Genomic DNA, 21,902 nt, shown 5'->3' with positions numbered 1-21,902 from the left:
ACAATCAAATTATTAAAGAAATGGACTTAATTAAATTAGTTGAAAACGAACTTTCGCCCTCAAGAGAACTTCCAGCATTTAAAAGTGGCGACACCATCACTATTAATTATAAAATTAAAGAAGGAAACAAAGAACGTATTCAGAGTTTTAGAGGCGTTGTAATTCAAAAACGTGGCATAGGTGCAGGTGCTTCATTTACCGTTCGTAAAATATCAAATGGCGTAGGTGTAGAACGTATTTTCCCCATGAACTCACCTTTTATTGAAAGCATTGAAATAAATAAACGTGGTAAAGTTCGCAGAGCTCGTTTATTCTACTTACGTGGATTAACCGGTAAAAAAGCTCGTATTAAAGAAAAGAAATTATTTATTGTAGAAGAAAATACAGAAACTAAAGATTAACTCTTTAAAAAAAAATAATAAAAATTAAAAAAGAGGCTGTCTCAAAACGAGTCAGCCTCTTTTTTATGCGACTTTCACTACTTCACTTCCCACTCAACAGGAATTTTCACCGAGCCCATAAGCGATAAAAGACGAATCGTTTCGTTAATATTAAAATCTTCGGTATTTTTAATTCTAAAAGCTAACGATTTTTCAGATAATCGATATTCTTTGGTTGTTAGATGTAACATAAAGGGATGAATAAAAAACACTCCGGCATTCAATAAGTTCAAAGGAATTTTCAAATAAAGTTTAGCCTCCAATCCCGATGAAGGTAATCGAATATTATTTTGTCCGGCAGATATTGAAAATATAAGATTTTGCATAATATCACGTGCAATTATGCCAATATCTATTTCATGATGCGTAGAAGCGGTGCGAATAGAAAATTCAATCACCAAAGTCTCATGTGAACTAAATTCGTTATTCCCATCATTTGAGGGCATTATCTTAACGTTGTTAACACTTATCCCATCCATTTCAAAAGGTACATCAAAATGAATAACATTCCGCTCCAAAATATTATTTCTAACCCATGTATTTCGATGCTCAGCCTTTGATAGAAGTAATTCTTCGTAATATTCAGGTAATATTTTCAATGGAGGTCCGTCATTCACATATTTACCATTTTGCAATACCACAAAGCGATTGCATAAAGTGATAAGACTATTGATATGATGCGATACAATTAAATAAGTATTTCCCTTACTATGTAATGACTTTAAATATTGCAATGCTTTTTGCTGAAAACTTAAATCGCCAAAAGCTAATATCTCATCTACAAGTAAAATATCTCCTTTCAGAAATGGCACAATTGAAAACGATAAACGCGAAATCATGCCATTTGAATAATGTTTTATGGGCATATAAATAAAATGGCTTATCTCTGCAAATTCGACGATTTCGTCCATTTTGCTTTTTATTTCTTTCATGGACAGCCCTAATATTCTGCCAAAAATCAAAATATTATCGTAGCCGCTTAAATCTTTATGAAAACCTAAACCCGATTCTAATAGTGGAATTATTTTCCCATTTATGGTATAATGCCCTTTTGTTGGCGGATAAACGCCCGAAAGAATTTTCAATAAAGTTGATTTTCCACTCCCATTCCGTCCAATTAACCCAACCGATTCACCCTTAGTTACAGAAAAACTTATATCATCTAAAGCCGTTATATATTGTCCCGAATCGGTAGCAATACCTGTAGTTTCTTCGCGTTTTTTAAAAAGTTTGCTTAGGTGTTCTATTTCGATAACTTTTTCGCTCATTATATTTTTTCGGCCATTATAGATTCTTGCTTATGAAAATATAGAATTCCTCCTATAAGCATTACGAAAGAGAATGCTAGCCCCCATAAAAAATTTGTATTGTGAAATGGAATATGTAAAAACAAATAGCGGTACAACTCAATAACACCTGCTATTGGATTTAGGTAGAGAAATATTTTTAAATGTTCGGGTACCATGTTCATATGATAAAAAACAGGAGTAACCAACATGGTAAACCCGATAATGTAAGGAACCAACTGATAAATATCTCGCCAACTAATAGAAAAAGCTGTTACCCATATTCCTATCGAAAAGCCGGCAACAAAATTAAGAAACAAAACCAATGGTAAAAAAATTAGTGATAAACCAATTTTAATATGAAAAAAATACATTAGCACAATAGCCACTAAAAACCAAATAGCTAAATCGATCATTCCTGTTAAGGCTTTTGAAAGAGGAAATACTATTCGAGGAATAGCTGTTTTTTGAATAATTTCCTGATTTTGTATTAATGAAACACTTGAATATGAAATAATGTACGAAAAATAAAACCATCCTAACATTCCAGAATAAGCAAAAAGGGTGTAATTCGGAATTTCGTTGCTAACTTTCATTAAATTACCAAAAAAAAACGAAACTACTAACAATGCCATAAGCGGAGGGAAAAACATCCAAAATAGTCCCAAATAAGTTTGAGCATATTTTATTTTTAGCTCTCGCCAAACAAATACCTTAACTAAGTCCCAGAAATCTTTATCGAAGAATGGTTTAAACATTTTATTCCAAAATAATGGTTTTGTCTTTGGGGTATTTAACGGCATAAACAAACTTTATTTGTTTTGATTCGCCAGGTTTTAATTGTAATTTCCACAAAACAGCTCCGGTTATATCATTTACCAGCCCATTGCTCAACTCAATTTTCTCGATTTCAATATCTTTATTAGTTGAAAGCGGTAATTGCTCCAATAAATTTATCGAAACCGGAATGTTCTTATTATTACGAACCGTAATTTGGAATCCAATGCTTTGACGTTGGTTCGTTCCAATAATCTTTTTGCTCGAAAAATCTTTCATTTTTTCACGCTTTATCGAAATTCCTTTATCTTGACCAAGTGAAAAGTCAACGGTATCGGTTACCACCACTCCATTGTAATTTGATTTTCCAACATAAGTGTTTTCAAAGAACAAATGCATATCGCCAGGTAACATATTTAACGATTCAAAACCCGTAACTTTAGCCAATAAATAAGCGTAAGGATTGGCTTTAGGATAAGCATAATACTCATAATTAGCGTTCATTTCGGTAATAGTCATTTCAACTGTTACGCCTTGCCCACCCGATGGAATATCGTAGGGTTTATCAATAATAAACTCTGCCGTAGTCATATTGGTTTGCTGAGTAGTATAATGTGCTCCAGTAGTTGCGGGCATATCAGCTAATTGCTCCAACGACTTGCTCTCTTCGTTCATTGCGGCAGCCGGAGCTTTTGACTTAACAGCTCTTTCATCATATTCATATCGATAGGGTTGATAAAACGACAAATACCAAGGAGCAAACTCGGGTTTTGAGCCTTGACTAAATGGGTTGGCTGTAGATAGCGTCATCTTTATATTATTCCAATCTTCGCCGGTACGTTGTTCAACATTTGCTTTATAGGTAAGCTGGATAGGGCTGTTGATATTTTTCACTTTTAAATCGTAAAGAGGATACCACGATGCTGACGAAGTTACATAACTAACCTGAAACTGAGCTTGAGTTTGTGCCGAAGCCCATACTGAAATTAGAACTTCGCTGGTTGGTTGATTCATTTTTGCGTTTCGCTCATTGAGTTGACTCTCTATTTTGGTTATTTTTTTCTGAATATCGTTGATTTGTCGCTGAGTTTGAAGTTGTTTTGTTTTAATATCGAGCAAACGTACTCTAAAAAAATCGCTAGCTTCTTTTAATGCGGCAACACTCACTCCGTTGTTTTGTCCCCCCAATTGTTTGTTAGCAATAATCATTGCTTCTTCTTGGTTGTAAACAGATAATACTGCATTTTTATCATTTATAAGCTCACGCATACGTTGCAGTGAATCTTCTAATACCATTATTTCTTTAGGTTTTTGTTGCTCCACTAAATAATTAGTAGAATGCGAAACCGATAAAATACTAAAATTACCTTTCCCGCTTACCTGAACTGTTTGAGGATTAACATCAATAGGTAAACCTGTTACAACTACCATGCTATTACCTTCAGGAATGGATATAGTTCCCATTCGTTCTATTTGAGCACCATTCAGAAAAACGGTTACGTTTTTTAAAGTTGTTTTTAATGGTAAAATACTTTTTTGTGAAAAGGCTTGTATGCCAACAACTACAAATATAAAAAAAATGCTTGTTTTCATAATTCGTATATTTTTTAAAAGTTAGAATTAATTGCTTCAACAGGGTTCATTTTAGCTGCTACACGAGCAGGTGCATAGCCAGATAAGATACCAATAATAGCCGAGATGCTTAGGCCCGTAATAATATTTTTAAAGCTTAATGTCAAATTCATATCAATAATTTTTTCAGCATAGAATATTGCAATAAGAACTAATACTAATCCTAATATACCACCAAGTAACGATAATAAAACAGATTCGTTTAGAAATTGTAATAAAATAAAAGCATTTTTAGCTCCAATAGCCTTTTGAATACCAATTAACTTAGTTCTTTCTTTAACTGATACAAACATAATATTAGCAATTCCAAAACCACCTACTAAAATAGAAAAGCCACCAATAACTATGCCAGCTATATCTACAACACCAAATAAATCGTTAAATCCTTTAGTGATGGCACTTGCTTGATTTATAGCAAAATTATCTTCGTCTGCTGGTCGTATTCGTCGTATAGAACGCATAATTGATTTCAATTCGTAACTAAGTTGGTCGAGTGAAATTCCTTCGTATGCTTTAACAATAATAGTAGGGTTCATCATTTCGTCGCGAAAGTCGAAATAATTATGGCAAGCGTTTAAAGGCAAAAGTACTACATTATCTAAGCTCTGATCGAAGATTGAATTTCCTTCTTTCTTAAAAACCCCAACCACATTAAATTTAATTCCCATTAGCTGAATGTTATTTCCTATTGGGCTTTCGTTTTTAAATAGTATCGATGCCAAAGTTGCTCCAATAATAGCTTTTTTAACACCACTTTTTGATTCGTTTGGTGTAAAATATCTTCCTTTATCAATTTCAAATGAGCGAACTTTATCAAATTCGTAATCGGCTATTATAATAGGTACATCTTTTACTTCTATTTTATTAACTTCAACATTTTTAACCGAATTAGCCATAAACACAACCGAAGATGCTTTTAAGCTCCTGTTAGCAATTTCGTTAGCTTCTTCTACTGAAACTACAGGACGGCTTAAATACTTCCACCAAGGATAATCGTTACTAAATTCCCATGGCCATTTTTGAATATAAACAATATTATTTCCCAACGATTCTATAGAAGAATGTATAGAACTTTTTAAACTATCGAGTACAGCAAAAACCGATATAATTGAAAAAATACCAATAGTAATACCTATTAACGATAAAAACGCACGGACTTTATTTAGTTTAAGAGCTTGATAAGCAAAATACAACGATTCGGAGTAAAAATGTGCAATATATCTTAGGCGTTTAATCATTTAAAATCCGTTTTATTATTCGAAGTGTGTGCGAATATCTTTTTGCTTCTTCCTTATAAATACCATGATTATCAATAGAATCGATACGAACTTTTCCTGATGCGTGAATAATTTTATGGTTTCCTAAATAAATCCCCACATGAATTATTTTACCTTCGGCATTATCAAAAAACATCAAATCGCCCGGCTTTGCTTCTTCTATAAACGAGACTAATTTACCTGATTCTGCTTGTTGATAGGCATTTCGTGGCAATTGAATTCCTATTATTTTATATACAACCTGAGTTAAACCCGAACAGTCGATACCTAAGGCTGTTTTACCACCCCATAAATAAGGACAATTTAAAAATTCGTTGGCAAGTAGTATAATATTATTACGGGTAGGTTCATATAATGTTATTGGTTTTTGAAGCTTAAATACTTCATCTTTAATAACAAATGTATTGTTTGATAAATTAAAATTAGGTAAATTAGCTCCTGCCGGTATAATTATTTTTTCGTTTTTTGAATTTTCTGCCCAATTAATTAAAACATTATTAATCGCGTAAGATTTAGAGTTATCCCAAGCGTTTTTTTTCATCGAGATATAAAAAGTTTTTATTATCAACCCATCCTTCATAATGGTCGAATAAGTTTTTAATTTTTGACCAATTGCCTGTTGTTTCAATAATTTCAACAACTTCACCAAATAATAGTTGCGTTTCCATTTCGCTTTTTTCGGATGGTTCATGGCGTAATGGTAAACAAGCAATGGTAATAATGGCGTATTTAAACATAGCTAAAGCCTAATATTATAATATCGTCGACTTGTTTTAAATCACCTTTCCAATCATTTAGCGATTGTTCAAAAAATTCTCTACGCTTATTGGCTTCTAATGCATTAGCTTTAATCATTATTTCGTTTAATACTTTCTGTCCTAATTTCTTTTTATCGTTGCCTCCAATTTGATCGGCAAAGCCATCACTATAAAAATAGCAACTCATGCCTTTTTGGAGTTGTAATTGATGTTTTTCATATTTGGAATCGGGGCTTGCAAATACACCTCCAATCGAAAAATCCTTACCGTCTAACTCAGTCAATTCGCCATTATTAATAATAACACAAGAATGACCCGCCATTGCTATTTCAATAAATTGAGCAGATTCATTTAAAGTGCAAACCGTAATATCCATTCCATTATCTAAATCGTCGCCACTTTGCGACATTGCCTCTAGTACTTCGATATTCAAGTTTTCTAGAATAATAGCGGGATCGAAAATTTGTTTTTCTTTAACAATTTTACTTAACATTGAATTAGCAATTAAACTCATGAAAGCACCTGGTACTCCATGTCCTGTACAATCAATAGTTGCCAAAATAGCTTTGTCATTGGCTTTATGAAACCAATAAAAATCGCCACTTACAACATCACGGGGTTTAAAAAACACAAAAAAGTTTGGAAATACTTGTGAAATAATGGCTGGGTTCGGTAACATAGCAAATTGTATGTGTTTAGCATAATCGATACTTTCTCGAATAATCGTGTTTTGATGGGTTAATTCTTTATTAATAATTTCTATTTCATCTTTTTGTTTTTCAATTTGCAATTTTTGTTCACGAACTAACTTTAACGTTCTTTTATTTACTATGTATAAACGTACAATAAAAATTAACAAAATAATAACAACTGCTAATGCAAATCCAATAATAAATAATACCTTCTTTTGGTATGCTATAGCTTCGTTTTTCTTGGTTATTTCAGCTTCTTGTTGTTTTTTTTCAGCTTCTAAAACTTTTAAACTTTGTTCTTTTAGTTGATTTTCGAGTTTTTGTTTTTCAATTTCTCCCTGAATAGCCCTTAATTTGTATTCTTTAGCTTGATTTTCAATACTAAGTTTTTCGATTTCTTCGAACGATTTTAAATTTTGCAACTGTGCTTCTTGATATTGGCTTTGTAGCATAGTTACCATTTTTTCTTTTTCTTGCTCTTGTTCTTGTTCATAGGTAGTCTTGGTTTTATGAGCTAAATTTTCTTGTAAAGCGGATATACTTTGTTCAATAGAGGCTAATAATGCGGACAAATTGAGTGATTGAGCCATTTCTTTGGCAGCATTAAAAAATTTCTGAGCTTCATTATTATTACCATAATTTGCATAAGCAACTCCTAATTGGTAGGTAGCTGAAGCTATTTCTTTTTTATCGCCCATTTTCTCAGCAAGGGATTTAGCTTTCAAAAAAATATCGATGGCTTGTTTAGCTTGGCCAGATTTAACATATATTGCTCCCAAATTATTAGTAGTTAAATAAGCATTTTTGGTATCGCCCAGTTCTTCATATATTGGAATACTTTTATTATAGGCATTTATGGCATCGTTATATTTTTTGGCATCGCGACACGATAAGCCTAATTCATTATATATAGCTGCTAAGGTTTGTTTATTGTTAGTTTGCGAAACAATATTAATAGCATTATTCAAATATACTATACTTTCGCTTGCTTTGCCAGCATAACGAGCTGCTTTTCCGGCAATTACAGCCGATTGATATTCGCCATTTCGATCGTTATTTTTAACTGCAATACTATTGGCTGTTTTAGCTAATTCAAAAGCAGCATTTGAATTCGATTTCAATATACTATTGGCAATTTTGGTTAAATATGCTACTTGCTCTTTTGGTGATTTACCCGATAGTTTTGATTCAAGGCTATCGGGTATGTTTTGTGCAACAATAGGTGTAAGAAAAAAAGAACAAATCAATATCCATAAAAAAGCAATACGATTCATAAATTACATTTTTAAAATTTTAACTTCAATTCTTCTATTTATAGCATGCTCTTCTTCTGAGCAAGGTACATTATCTTTACATTTATTTAAAAGGCGTTTTTCGCCATATCCTTTTGCAACAATTCTTGATTCGGCAATACCTTTAGATACGATATATTCTTTAGCAGCATCCGCTCTTTGTTGTGAAAGCTTATTATTAAAATCATCACTCGATTTACTATCGGTATGTCAGCTAAGTTCAATTTCTAGTGTTGGATTTTCGTTCATAACTGCTACAATTCTATCTAATACCTCTTTTGATTCTTCTCTTAAAGTAGCCTTACCGTAATCGAAGTATATATTATGAAATTCAATAACTTTATCTTTTTTAATAACTGGATCTAAATTAAGATCAAGTGGAATTTCGGTTTCATTAGAAATGTCGCCCAATTCAATAACTTTTTGTTGATAATTATCTTGCTCAACCAAAAGTAATACTTTTTCGTTTTCGTCAAAATTTTCGAGTTTAAATTCAAATTCGCCTTTATCGTTGGCATATGTAACTGCTATAATTTTCCCCGAAGCAGAATCGGCCACTAATGCTACTTTAGCACCAGCAATCGATTTATCGGTTAATTTATCGTTCAGTTTTCCTTTAATGGTTTTAAAAGCCGATTTTTTGACCATCAATATAGGTTGTTGTTCAATAATAGTAAAGTTATAGATGGAGGTTAAATCGAGCGATTGTTTTCCATCGATATAACCATTGGCCTTAATAACCGCAGTATATTTATTACCAACAGGCAAATAAACACTGAATTTCCCGGTTAAAGAATCGCTAATTTCTTTAATTACAATGGCTTCGTCGGGATAATTTTTATATATAATAATAGCTCCTCCTATGGGTTCTTTGGTAGTCATATCCATTACGCTTCCTTTTAAAAGTGCGACTGCTTGAGGTTTTGCTGTATCGGGTAAAAGGATTCTGAAAATGTCGTATAAGCCAACAGAACCTTCTTTTGATGAAAAATAGGCATAACTCCCTGATGCTGGGATTGAAAATTTAGAATCGGATTCGGGTGAGTTAATAGGTTTTCCCATGTTCATGGGTTCTGACCAGTGCATCCATGTATCATCAAGTCGCCGAGTAACAAAAATATCTTCTTTGCCGTAACCACTTAATCCTGATGTAGAATAATATAAAGTAATGCCATCGGCTGCCAAAAATGGGCTATAATCATTTGCGGCAGTATTTACGTCGGGACCAAGATTGATGGGTTTTGACCACGAATTCTCACCATTTCTGAAGCTAACATATAAATCAAGTCCACCATAAGAATCGTCGCCTTCAATAGCCATTAATAAATATTTTCCATTGGCTGAGAGATAATAATTCACGTATGCACTATTATTCTTAAAATCTTTAATTTTTTGTTCAACAGGGAAACTCCAACCTGTTCGGGTTTTATATGAAACCGAAGCACCTGGTTTTAAAGTTACATTGCGTCCTTCTTTTACATAGATATTAGCTAACAAAATCATATTCCCATCGGGAGTTATAGATTGAGCAAAATTATTATCGTTAGTATTAAGAGGTGAACCAATATTAACAGCCGGCATCCATTGACCATCCAATATCTTTGAATACCAAATATCGTCTTCGTCGGCACTTCCACCAGTATTTTGAGGGTGATTTTTACGAACAAAGAATATTTCTTTTGAATCGGCTGAAATAATGGGAGCTCTTTCGTCGAACTCTGAATTGATGGCAGGTCCTAAAGATTCTTTAACAGCTTGATATTTCAAATTTACAGGTACATTAATACGAGCTTTTATTGAATCGGTAGTATTAGAAACTCCAATGGCATCAATTTCAAATTCTGATACTTTTTCGGAGTTTAAGCGTAATTCTAATTCTTGAACTTCAAATGTTGTTTCTTCAAAAAAAATATTGAGTACTCGTTTTGACTCACTGGCTAATTGGGCAGTTGACTGATACACGACTTTTTCTTCTCCAGGATTTTTTCCATAAAGAGTAATTTTTTCTACAGCACCTGGCTTATAATTTTCAAAAATAGCAACTTGTTTAACTTTTATAGCATTTTGAAATGAAACCCTTATAAATTCATCGCCATTTTTTGCCTTTTTAGCATAAGTCCATGCACAGGGTGAACTTCCTCCAATTGGGAATACATTAGGTTTTCCTAATACTTGATTTGCGCTTTTAATTTTAGGACTATATTCAGACGAAAATGATATTACTTTGTTTGCCCATTCTACACCTACTACTTTAAACTGAGCTTGTCCTACATCGATAACATTAGGAACCAACGAAGTATCAACCTGGCCATTCGCAATAAATAGCTTACATAAACTAACACTTAGAACCAGTAAAAAAGTATAAAAACGCCTCATAAATATCTATTAAACGGACAAATATACATTAAAAGTTTGAATTTTTTATTACTTACATTTTATATTTTTCGGGAAAATGTTTTTTAATCGAATAACAATTGAGGAATAAATTTTATAAATTATTTTTAAACAAATTTTATTTTATATTATTATACTAATTATTTTTAATATATTTAATTGCATTCATTATACGTTGTTTTTCTTTATCTTTTATGATAACATATTTAGCATGAATCGCTTTTATTTCTTTTTCGTACCAATTAAATAAATATTCTCTTAAATGAGGGTTTTCTCTAACAGGATCGAACTCCCATGGCAAATCGGGATAGGTTAAAAGATAAGCTTTGCGATAAGCATGTTTTAGGTATTCATCTATCCAAACGGGACTATTTTTGAAAACATGTTGTAGCCAGACCTTAGTAATTATGACATCAGTATCAATAAAAACATATTTTTTATCTGTTACAAATTGTTGTTCAATCTCTATTTGTTTTTTAGCTATATGAATGACATCATCGTATGTATAAGGTCGGTTTAATTGCTCTATATAAGTTCGAGCATATTCAGGAATCCATGCTCCATTAAAATAGTCTGCCAATTGCTGACAAAGCATCGTTTTCCCTGTCGATTCTGGACCTATAATAACATATGTATTATGTGGAAGCATTCAATTGTTTTCTCCATTCAAAATAGCCCCAAAAAGCTAACATTGTTAATATAACAAATAAAATAATAGTTGCATATAAATGCTTATAAAAATACAAGCCAATAGACATAAAATCTATAAAAATCCATAATATCCAATTCTCAATTTTTTTTCGAGCAAGCAAATATGTAGCAACAAAGCTGAGAGTAGTTAAAAATGAATCGACGAAAGGGACATCGGTGTTGGAATATTTTTTTAACAAAAAAGCCATACCCAGCCATATAAAAGGAAATATGGATATTATTACTAGCCAAGTTTTTGTAGTTGTTTTTGTTATTGGAATAGTAAGATTATTAGCTTTTTTAGACCAAAATATCCACCCATATGCACTCATAACTAAATAATACAATTGTAATGAAATTTCGGCATATAAACGAGCTTGATAAAAAACAAAAATATAAAGCATCACATTGATTATACTAATGGGCCAATATATGGGTTTAACCCTAATTTGGAAAAAAATTGCAATAATGCCTGTAATAGCTGCAATTGCCTCAATATAATTTTCGGCAAACCATTGAAGCATATTATAATTTGCCTAATTTTTTATTATATAATTTTTTATCACGTATAGCCTCAATAGCTTTAATATATTCATCGCGTGTTGGGTTAATAATTTCAAAATATTGAGAGTTGTCCCATAAGTCGCGAGCTAAAAGCGCCTTTATCATATTTTTGATATCTTTTTCGCTTTTAATTTTTTCATCGTCTGTAAAATCAATTTTTTCTTTTTTGGCTAACGAAGCTAAACTATCAATCATCGCAGCATCAACTTGAAAATTATTTTTAAAGTCTTCAAAAGTTTTATATTTTTCTTTTAATTTTTCACGTTCTTTATCAAGATATTGCAAATTAAAACGATATATAACTCCTTTCTGCATTAATTGTTTATAATATTTTGTATAAGCATTGGTATCGAGAGGTACAAATAAATCGGGCATAATACCACCACCTCCATAAACTGTACGTTTAGAAAGAATGGTTTGATATTTTAGACTATCGGGAAAATGAATACTATCGGCATTGGTAAGTTCGCCATTGTTATAGCGTTTAATAATTTCCTTAGAATAGTCGTCGAATCCTTTTTCGTATGGTTTTTGAATTAATCTACCCGAAGGAGTATAATATCGAGCTACTGTAAGCCGAATCATAGAACCATCATTAAGATTAAATGGGCGTTGAACCAGACCTTTTCCAAATGTACGTCTTCCCACTATCAATCCTCTATCCCAATCTTGAATAGCACCTGATACAATCTCGCTAGCCGATGCAGAACCTTCGTCTACAATCACTACTAAACGTCCAGTTTGCCATTCACCCTTTTCGGTTGCTTTATAATCGGTTCGTGGACTTGTTAAACCTTGTGTATAAACAATCATTTTTTTGTCATCGAGAAACTCATCTGCTAAATCAACTGCTGCATTTAAATAACCACCGCCATTACCAGCCAAATCGAGTATCAAATCTTTCATTCCTTTTGCTTTTAAATCTTTAATAGCCTTTTGAAATTCTTCTATGGTTGTAGCAGCAAAGCGATTAAGTTTTATGTAACCAATTTCTTTGTCAATCATATAAGCAGCATCGAGGCTATAAATTGGAATTTTATCTCGAGTTATGGTAAAATCTAATAATTCTTTTTCTCCTCTTCGCAAAATAGATACGGTTACTTGAGTACCTTTTTTACCTCTCAGTTTTTTAAATACTTCATTATTTTTAATTTTTACACCGGCTACATTTACTCCATCAATTTTAATAATTCTATCGCCTGCGCGTATTCCAAGTTTCTCGCTTGGTCCACCAGGTATGGGATTCACTACTAATATGGTGTCTTCAAAAATATTAAATTGAATTCCCACGCCTTCGAAATTACCTTCGAGTGGTTCGTTCATTTCGCGAACTTCATCTTTACTAATGTAAGTTGAATGTGGGTCTAAAGTTTTTAACATTTCTATAATAGCAGCTTCAGCTAATTTGTCATTATTTACGGTATCCACATAAAACAAATTAATAATATCGAAAGTTCGCTGAATTTTTAATGCTGCTTGTTGAGCTCCAACTTGTGCATAAGTAGTAAAACAAAAGAAAATACTTAATGCAATAAATACTTGTTTTATTTTCATCTCAATTTATTTATTTCCGCAAAGGTATTAAAAACATCAGAACAATAAGATGTTGTTTTTCTAAAAATATGCTAATTTTTGATAAAGAAAAAAAATAACCCACAAATTTAGCGAGCTATTTTTTTTAATAATTTCATTATTCTTTTACAAAAATCTTTTTATAAGTACCGTTAAGCGTTTGTATTTCGATTATATAAGCACCTTGTTCAAGTTTTTCAACATTCATATAACACTTTTCGCTATTAAAAGTATCTTGCATTACAAAACGTCCATCTATTGTATAAATAGTCATTTTAGTCTGCATAGGGTGTACTAAGTCAATTGTAAGAATATTGTGAACAGGATTTGGGTATATGTTTGTCCTTGCAAAATCATTATTTTCAATTCCGGATGCCTCAACGTGTATGGTTTGCGATATAGTATCGCTGCCACAGTCATTGGTTGCGATAAGCGTTACTATATAATCACCATTGGAAGCATAAGTATGAATAGGATTAACGGCATTAGAAAACATTCCGTCGCCATACGCCCAATTATATGAATTTGCATTTAGTGAGCTATTGGTAAAATTTACATCTAGTTGATTAACAGCATAACTAAATGATGCTTGAGGCAAGGGTAATACGTTAATATTGACCGAAGCAGTTCCTTGAATAAAACCATCGCTTACCGTTACCACATAAGTAGTAGAAGTCAAAGGGCTTACAACAGGATTGGATAAAGAACTACTAAAACCGGTAGGATTAGACTCCCATGTATAAGTATAGTTTCCATTTCCTCCTGTTACTTGTGTATTTAAAATTACATTCTCTCCTTGACAAACAGAAGTAGACGAAGGAATAATATTAACTGTTAAAATATTGCTGCTCACAGTAATTAAAATAGTATCGTGGCTTACACACCCTGAAACCAAGTCGGTAACTGTTAAAACAAAAGTTTGATTTTGAGTTAGATTAACAGTAGTAGGATTGGCGATATTAGCATTATTAACTAAATTGGCAGGTTCCCAATGGTAAGAATAATTACCCGAACCATTTGTAGCGGTAGCATTTAATTGAGCCGAAGTGCCCGAAGCTATTTGAATATCTTGTCCTGCATTAGCTATAGGTAGATTAAATACATTAGCTGTAACCGGTACTCGTGGACTTATGCAATCGGAACCTTTAACTTCCCAATTATAGAAATAATAGTAATAACCTAAGTCGTTTGCAGAATTGCCTGTTATAGAAATTATGTTACCAATATGATACGGATATGAGGAACCAGAATTATTCCGGTATAAAGCGGCATTAGTAGGTCCGACTAAACGTAATCCATTGGCAACTGGTAAATTAAAATTTAATGTAACGGTACTTAAACCAGCAGGCAATGAAACAGTAACCGATTGTAAAACACTTCCACTTGCATTTTGCAATTGTATGGTTCTACTTCCTTGCGACTGAGCATTTACCTGAACAGAAACTAAAGTAGCTGGTTCATAACAATCAAATATTAAGTAATGTGCCGTTGATGAACTTAAAAAACCACCCGAAGAGTTATATCGATTATCTCCTCCATAAACACTTGGTGCAGGTGTATGATTCTCGGCATAAACCGTTGTAGTTTGACTAATATTTGTAGAGTAAGTATTACCCGTAGCTAATTGATTTCCTCCTTGAGGTGCGTCATACCAATAAACAGTTCCACTTGCTGTTGCAGAATAGTTGGCTATTCCAGAACCACATAAGTTTATATTATTTACAACTGGGCTCGATGGCAAAGTAATAGTAATATAATTGGTTCGTGTTTTAGTTGCATTACCGGTACAAGAATTTTGCACGGTTAAGGTTACAGTATAAGTACCACTATTGGTATAGGTGTGTACTGGATTTTCATCTGTTGAGGTTTGCCCGTCGCCAAAATCCCATAAAAAAGATGACCCAACGGGTGCTTGTGATTGATTTGTAAAATGAATAGTTGCATTACAACCACTAGTAACATCGGCGACAAAATCAGCTACCGGTGGCAACGGAGTTAAAAGAATATCGCGAACCACAGTGGTTTTATTGGTAACTGAAATGTTATTAATAGTTTGCGATTGATATCCAGGTGCCGAGACCGTCATAGAATAAGTTCCGGCATAGATGGGGCGATGGTAATCACCAACAGGTAATGAACTATAAACATGCGAACTATCACGATCGTGCGATACAATAAAAATTTTGGCTTTTACTGGTTGTCCTGAACATGCATCGGTAACTACACCATGAATACCGTATTTAGCCTGACGAGCATAATTCAAAAATGAACGATAATTATAATTCCAATGATTTGGAAGCTGAGCTGCATCAAGCAATTTTGTATTAGAAATTTCTAAAGTTACTTCTCTTCCTAACAAATAATAAGTAAAATAATCCTGACGACTACCAAATGCATAATACCAGTCGGCACCTTCGGTTATACCATTACTTGACACTCCCCTCATATATGAGCTCGGACTATAAACAAAAACTGTATCCGCATATTCATGTCCAATATATTGCCACCAATTATCGTCTGCATGTGTTTTTTCGGCCGAGGTCCACGAATCCCATGGGTAATTAAAAACTTCGGCACCTCCGTGCGTATTCATCGACATAGTAAAATTATGAGCAGCTCCAAAATTCATCATAGCAACAGTTTCGGGTGCCCAAGATTCTCCATCGGGATGCTGTCCTTGAACAGGATTAGGGAAATTTCTATTAGGATCAACACCATTAGCTAATTCACGTGTTGCATTAGCGACTGTATTATCACCTCCAGCATAAGTTCCATCAGGATTGGCAAAAGGATTTATCCATATCTCTTCGTTGTCAACGATTTCTCTTACTCGAGGACTCGTATTATAGTTTGTTAATAAATAATCGGCTAGTCTTAACAAAAGCACTCCTCCAGTTATTTCATCGCCATGCATAGTACCACTAAAAAACACGCGAGGCTCACCTTCGGCCAAACTAGGGTTATCTGTAATTTTTAAAACTAAAAGTAAACGACCATTTTGACTCGTTCCAATCGTATCGAGCTTGCATAAATTAGAATAATTTGCTGCATAATTCTGCATCATTTGAACATATACCGAATAAGTAGGATATCTATCCCAATTTGCCATTTGAGCAACGGTAGTAGCCATAGTAAGTGCCTTGCTTTCAGAAGTTTTCGATACTACTTCGAAAGGAAGGTTCAAGGCTAAAAGCTTATCAAAATGTTTTTTGTGCACATAAGCATAAACCGTATTTCCTATTACATTATCCACTGAGATAAAAAGTGGCAGTACATTTAATTCTTCCCTTGACGAAACTTTAAACTTAAAATAAACATCATTATAAGTGTTTATTTGCTCATAAGCTTTTTGCTTCTCGATGTTGTTTTTTTGCCCATAAATAAAACTAAATGAGGCAACTAAAAATAAACCAATGATAAAACTTTTCATGTTATTTTTTTTCAAAATTAACAACTAAAACGATTTAATGTACTACATTAGACCATTTTTTTTGATAAAAAGTTGCATTAAATATATAAATAGCTTATTTTTAGCGACAAAAAATTAACTATGAAAACTATTGTTTCTTATTTATTTTTAGTATCATTAATGGCACAAGTATTTGCACAAGATGATACCACCGATGTTCGTTCACTTAACAAAAAAAACGATCGAATTACTATTAATTTGTTAAACAACCAATGGCAAAACATTAGCAACCCAATGCAACAAATGCCAGTTTCGCTTGGCATTGATATCTATACCTTTGAACAATTATTAAAAAAAAATAGAACATTCAACATTTCACTTGGTCTTGGTATAAGTAGTAAAAACTTTCATAATAATTCATTACCTTATGATAGCCTCGATATTACATACTTTAAACTCATTCCTGGTGGATACGAATACACCAAAAACAAACTAAACGTAACCTACCTAGATGCACCATTAGAAATAGATTTCGTAACTAATTCAGATAAGCGTAATAGAAATTTAAAAATAGCAGTCGGTGGACTTGTAGGTATTATGCTAACTAATTATATCAAATATGTAGGCGAAGACTTCAGAAATCATTCTAATCAAATAGTTAAATTTAAAGAATACAGAATAAATAATATCAACCCTTATCATTACGGTATTTATTTTCGTTTAAACTATGGACGATTTGGAATTATTGGTAACTATTGCTTATCTTCCTTATTTAAAGAAAATAAAGGTCCAAATTTAATAACCTTTTCTTATGGATTTAGTATCTCCATTTAAATAACTATTTTTGCTCAACAAATTTGAGCTCTTTTTATGAAAAGTATATCTTTAATTTTTGTTTTTTGCTTAGTTTTTTATTTCAGTTATTCTCAACAAGCAAATCAAAAAACTTCATTCTCAGCTTTAATGTTTGGAGATTATTTTTACAATGTTCAAAGAGACTCATTAGCCACATCATTAAATTTTGCATCCCTTAATGATGCTAAGAATATTAATGGCTTTAGATATCGACGAATATATTTAACTTACGATTACCCATTCGATCAACGAATATCTACTAAAATTACTTTAGAGTCGGATCAAGAAGCCAATACATCAAATGGCAAGTTTGGATTTTTTGTAAAAGATGCTTATATAAAATGGGATAGTTCATTTTTTAAATCCTCGCTTATTGTCGGAATCCAATCGCCTCCGACTTATTTATATTCTGAAAAATGGTGGGCACATCGTTTTTTAGAAAAAACTATTAATAATTTACGAAAAACTGAAGAGAGCAAGGATTTTGGATTATCATTAAATGGTAATATTTTCACTAACCGATGGTTTTATCATGTTATGGTAGGCAACAATAGCGGAAATAAAACCGAAATAGATCGCTTTAAATCGATTTATTCGTTAATTGGATATAAACCCAATAATCACTTTTTATTTACTTTAAGCTATTCGCATCATTTTCAAATTCGAACTTTAGATTTTTACGATACTAGCTCAACTATACAACTATTAAATAAGGATATTTCGTTGTTGAATTTTTTTGTTGGTTATCAAATAAAAGATAAATTATATTTTGGTTTAGAAGCTTTTTATGAAAGATTTAATCATGCTTTTAATTCAGGAAGTTCTTTAGACAACTATGATAGTTATGGAACATGTTTTTTTGTTAATTACAAACTTAATAATACTTTTTCATTTACTGGTCGTATAGATTACTATGAGCCCAATCATCATATTTTAGCTACTCACGACTATCGAATATTTTCATTACTAGCTACGAATGTGCAAGTATATAAATCCATTATTATTTCGCCCAATATTATAGCTGAATTCTACGAAAAACAGTCAAATGGAACAAAAATTAAGCCCAGTATTACCCCTAGAATAACTTTTTATTGGAAATACTAAACATTATTAAGTTCTATTAATAGAAAACCTTACAAATAACACTTTTATTTTAAGTAAAAAAATATTAATTTTGAAAATTAAAAACGGTTGTATTTTATGAAAACAATACTTGTGCCTATCGATTTCTCGGCAGATTCTATCAATGCACTAGAACATGCCATTTTAATAGCCAACAAAATAGATGCATCAGTTCGTCTTATTCATGTAGTAAAATCAAAAAATTTTGAACCTCCATTTGTAATCAATGAATTCACTTCTACAATGAGTAACAGTATCGACGATTTTATGAAGCGAATTATTGATAAATATGCAAATAAAGTGAAAGCGGGCATGGATTTTAAAATTAGAGAAGGAAAAATTTACCGTGAAATATGCAACCAAGCTAAATACGACGATGCATATTTAATTATTATGGGAACTCATGGTGTAAGTGGATTTGAAGAAAAAGTCATTGGTTCTAATGCTTATAGGGTTGTGGTTAACTCACCTTGTCCCATTATTACTATACGTCAAAAATTCAATCCTGTAGAACCTAAAAAAATAATACTACCTATCGATATGTCGAAAGAAACCCGCAAAAAAATTCCTTTTGTAACTGAATATGCCCTTAACTTTAATTCGGAAATTCATGTACTTGGAGTTTCAGATACCAATTCTGTTGACATAAAGAAAAAACTTACACTTTATTGCAATCAGGTTGAAGATTACCTTTCCGAAAAAAAATTAAATGTTCATAAAGAAATTATTATGAACAACGATATTACTAATTCCATCATTCAATATGCTCTTAAAAACGATGCACAATTAATAACAATAATGACCGAACAGCTTAATCGATTAGCATTTTGGCTAGGACCTACTGCTCAAGAAATTGTAAATAATTCACCTATCCCCGTTATGAGTTTTTCGTCGTTAATTTTTTAATTTTATGTTAAGACACTTTTTAATATTATCAAGTATAATTCTATTCTTATTAAACAGTGGATATTCACAAGCTCCTATATTTGTTTCATTAAAAACAAACCAATTAGGTTGGGGTAAATTCACTTTCATTTCTTCAGTAAATGCTGAAAATATTATTTCAAAGCATATAAGCATTAACCAAAAAGCTAAAGGCATTCCAGGGTATCGTGTTCAGGTATATTTTACTTCTGGAACCGATGCCAAAAATCAAATAAACAAAATGAAAACCGAATTGCGCAACTCTTTTCCAGAATACGATTGCTATATCATTTACGAAGAACCTTTTTTTAAATTACGAATGGGCGATTTTAGAACAAAAATTGAAGCTTATAAATTATTTTGTAAAATTAAAGATGTTTATCCATCTGCTTTTATTGTTGAAGACTTAATTGCATTTCCAAGTTTATAAAAATGTTTGATTTCGAGCAAATAAATAAATTAAAACTCAAGAGCCTAGCTATTCGAAAAGATATAATAAAAATGTTAGCAGAGGCGGGCTCGGGTCATTTAGGTGGGTCAATGGGGCTTGCCGATATTTTTGCAACGTTATATTTTCATGAACTCAAGCATCAACCGCAAAATCCTCAATGGAAAGAACGCGATCGATTAATTCTGTCAATAGGACACGTAGCACCGGTCTTATATGCAACTCTTGCTCATGCTGGTTATTTCCCTATCGAAGAATTATATACTTTACGCAAATTAGGCTCTCGTTTACAAGGACATCCTGGAAAAGATAAAGGATTGCCAGGGATAGAAATATCTTCAGGTAGTTTAGGACAAGGTTTATCAGTAGCAGTAGGAATAGCCTTAGCATTAAAAAACGACCAAAACAAAGCCCGTGTTTTTTGCATTTGCGGCGACGGTGAGTTGCAAGAAGGTTCTATCTGGGAAGCTGCAATGGCCGCCTCACATTATAAGCTCGATAATTTAATATGTATAGTTGACCGTAACGGAGTTCAAATTGATGGTCCTACTCATCAGGTTATGGCTCTAGAACCACTAGCGCTTAAATGGGCAGCTTTTGGTTGGCATACCATTACTTGCAACGGTAACTATATCCCCGATATATTAAAAGCATTTAACGAAACCAAACAAATTTTAGAAACACCTAAAGTAATACTAGCACAAACCATCATGGGTAAAGGTATCGCTTCTATAGAAGGCGACTACCATTGGCATGGCAAAGCTCCCAATAAAGAAGAAGCAATACAATTTCTAAACGAACTTGAGCAAAAAATAAACTATGAAACTCAAACATAGAGGTTTTATTTCTACTCGCGAAGGTTTTAGCAAGGGCATTTTACAAATGGCTCACAATCACCCCAATCTCATTGGTATCGGAAGCGATATTACTACTTCTGTGGGTATGGATAAATTTGCCAAAGCCTTTCCTGAACGTTTTTATAGTTTAGGCATTGCCGAACAAAATGCCATTACAGTAGCAGCAGGTATGGCTCTTTGCAATAAAATTCCTTTTGTAGCATCGTATGCTACTTTCATTGCTATGCGTACCTTAGATCAAATAAGAGTATCTGTTTGTTATAACAACTTAAATGTAAAGATTGGCGGTGCTCACGCTGGTATTTCGGTAGGACCCGATGGTGCTACACATCAAGCATTAGAAGACATTGCGGCACTTAGAGCTTTACCCAATATGACCATTTTATCGCCTGCTGATGCCACTCAAACAGAAAAAGCTGTAAAAGCTGCTGTCGAACATAACGGACCCGTTTATATAAGATATGGTCGTGAACCTATGCCCGATTTTACTTATTCCGACGAAAATTTCAACATTGGTAAATCGCATATTTATTCAGAAGGAAAAGATTGTGTCATATTTGCTACCGGTCATCTGGTTTGGGAAGCATTATTAGCAAACGAACACTTAAAAAATAACGGCATTCATTGTACGGTTGTAAATGTTTATTCATTAAAACCTATAGATATAGAAACAATCGAATCTACAGCCCGCTTATGTAAATGTGCTGTTACTGCAGAAGAGCATCAAATCACTGGAGGACTCTTTAGTGCTATAAGCGAAACACTTGCTACTCATTACCCAATACCTATTGAGCCCGTTGGTATGAACAATAGCTTTGGTGAATCGGGTAAACCACAAGAATTAATGTCGAAATATAAAATGAATGCCGAAGCCATTGTAGAAGCTGTGATTAAAGTATTAAAGAAAAAATAG

The 21,902-nt window shown here is 32.7% G+C and carries 19 protein-coding genes and 1 pseudogene; 7 read left to right on the top strand and 13 right to left on the bottom strand.

Translation table 11 applies throughout. The annotated features are described in order from the left end of the window. Positions 1–20 precede the first annotated feature (20 nt). Positions 21–401 (top strand): 50S ribosomal protein L19, encoded by a 381-nt coding sequence (gene rplS, locus HPY79_02190; GenBank protein ID NSW44624.1) that lies wholly within the window; start codon positions 21–23, stop codon positions 399–401. Positions 402–478: 77 nt separating this feature from the next. On the opposite strand, the gene HPY79_02185 is transcribed toward rplS, so the two are convergent. The 13 genes and pseudogenes from HPY79_02185 to HPY79_02125 form a co-directional block, all read right to left on the bottom strand. Further along, entirely contained in the window at positions 479–1,708 is a 1,230-nt protein-coding gene (locus tag HPY79_02185; protein NSW44623.1) for an ABC transporter ATP-binding protein, read from the bottom strand. After that, entirely contained in the window at positions 1,708–2,484 is a 777-nt protein-coding gene (locus HPY79_02180) for an ABC transporter permease (protein ID NSW44622.1), read from the bottom strand. Before HPY79_02180 ends, HPY79_02185 begins: the two co-directional genes overlap by 1 nt. A 1-nt stretch (position 2,485) precedes the next feature. Then, on the bottom strand, positions 2,486–4,096 hold the full coding sequence (locus HPY79_02175) for a DUF4139 domain-containing protein (GenBank protein NSW44621.1): 1,611 nt from the start codon (positions 4,094–4,096) through the stop codon (positions 2,486–2,488). 14 nt (positions 4,097–4,110) lie between these two features. Then, entirely contained in the window at positions 4,111–5,373 is a 1,263-nt protein-coding gene (locus HPY79_02170; GenBank protein NSW44620.1) for an ABC transporter permease, read from the bottom strand. Then, complete coding sequence (locus tag HPY79_02165) at positions 5,366–5,992, bottom strand: C40 family peptidase (protein NSW44619.1); 627 nt, start codon at positions 5,990–5,992, stop codon at positions 5,366–5,368. The genes HPY79_02170 and HPY79_02165 overlap by 8 nt, the downstream gene beginning before the upstream one ends. Then, positions 5,931–6,149 carry an SH3 domain-containing protein gene (locus HPY79_02160; GenBank protein ID NSW44618.1) on the bottom strand — a complete coding sequence of 73 codons (219 nt, stop codon included), beginning with the start codon at positions 6,147–6,149 and terminating at the stop codon, positions 5,931–5,933. The genes HPY79_02165 and HPY79_02160 overlap by 62 nt, the downstream gene beginning before the upstream one ends. After that, positions 6,142–8,136, bottom strand: coding sequence for a tetratricopeptide repeat protein (locus HPY79_02155; protein ID NSW44617.1), 1,995 nt, complete (start codon positions 8,134–8,136; stop codon positions 6,142–6,144). The genes HPY79_02160 and HPY79_02155 overlap by 8 nt, the downstream gene beginning before the upstream one ends. A 3-nt stretch (positions 8,137–8,139) precedes the next feature. Then, positions 8,140–8,361: pseudogene (locus HPY79_02150) on the bottom strand (OmpA family protein). A 3-nt stretch (positions 8,362–8,364) separates the two neighbouring features. Next, complete coding sequence (locus HPY79_02145) at positions 8,365–10,530, bottom strand: PD40 domain-containing protein (GenBank protein ID NSW44616.1); 2,166 nt, start codon at positions 10,528–10,530, stop codon at positions 8,365–8,367. Between the two features lie 154 nt (positions 10,531–10,684). Then, positions 10,685–11,197, bottom strand: a complete 513-nt coding sequence (locus HPY79_02140) for an ATP-binding protein (protein ID NSW44615.1) — start codon at positions 11,195–11,197, stop codon at positions 10,685–10,687. After that, positions 11,184–11,762, bottom strand: a complete 579-nt coding sequence (locus HPY79_02135) for a nicotinamide mononucleotide transporter (protein NSW44614.1) — start codon at positions 11,760–11,762, stop codon at positions 11,184–11,186. The genes HPY79_02140 and HPY79_02135 overlap by 14 nt, the downstream gene beginning before the upstream one ends. Before the next feature lies 1 nt (position 11,763). Continuing rightward, positions 11,764–13,356 carry a S41 family peptidase gene (locus HPY79_02130; protein ID NSW44613.1) on the bottom strand — a complete coding sequence of 531 codons (1,593 nt, stop codon included), beginning with the start codon at positions 13,354–13,356 and terminating at the stop codon, positions 11,764–11,766. 136 nt (positions 13,357–13,492) lie between these two features. Continuing rightward, positions 13,493–16,804 carry a PKD domain-containing protein gene (locus HPY79_02125; GenBank protein ID NSW44612.1) on the bottom strand — a complete coding sequence of 1,104 codons (3,312 nt, stop codon included), beginning with the start codon at positions 16,802–16,804 and terminating at the stop codon, positions 13,493–13,495. 120 nt (positions 16,805–16,924) lie between these two features. Between HPY79_02125 and HPY79_02120 the strand changes: the two genes are divergently transcribed. The 6 genes from HPY79_02120 (at position 16,925) to HPY79_02095 (ending at position 21,902) form a co-directional block, all read left to right on the top strand. After that, positions 16,925–17,617, top strand: coding sequence for a hypothetical protein (locus HPY79_02120; GenBank protein NSW44611.1), 693 nt, complete (start codon positions 16,925–16,927; stop codon positions 17,615–17,617). A 36-nt stretch (positions 17,618–17,653) separates the two neighbouring features. Next, a complete protein-coding gene (locus HPY79_02115) occupies positions 17,654–18,742 on the top strand; it encodes a hypothetical protein (protein ID NSW44610.1) in 1,089 nt (362 codons plus the stop codon). 96 nt (positions 18,743–18,838) lie between these two features. After that, positions 18,839–19,666, top strand: coding sequence for a universal stress protein (locus tag HPY79_02110; GenBank protein ID NSW44609.1), 828 nt, complete (start codon positions 18,839–18,841; stop codon positions 19,664–19,666). A gap of 4 nt (positions 19,667–19,670) precedes the next feature. Then, positions 19,671–20,114 (top strand): SPOR domain-containing protein, encoded by a 444-nt coding sequence (locus HPY79_02105; protein ID NSW44608.1) that lies wholly within the window; start codon positions 19,671–19,673, stop codon positions 20,112–20,114. A 2-nt stretch (positions 20,115–20,116) separates the two neighbouring features. Then, complete coding sequence (locus HPY79_02100; protein NSW44607.1) at positions 20,117–20,968, top strand: transketolase; 852 nt, start codon at positions 20,117–20,119, stop codon at positions 20,966–20,968. Next, positions 20,952–21,902 (top strand): transketolase family protein, encoded by a 951-nt coding sequence (locus HPY79_02095; protein NSW44606.1) that lies wholly within the window; start codon positions 20,952–20,954, stop codon positions 21,900–21,902. The genes HPY79_02100 and HPY79_02095 overlap by 17 nt, the downstream gene beginning before the upstream one ends.

This window comes from Bacteroidales bacterium (assembly GCA_013314715.1).
Taxonomy (GTDB): domain Bacteria; phylum Bacteroidota; class Bacteroidia; order Bacteroidales; family GWA2-32-17; genus Ch61.
The sequence above is the reverse complement of the archived record's forward strand: the minus strand, read 5'-3'. Positions and strand labels throughout refer to the sequence as shown.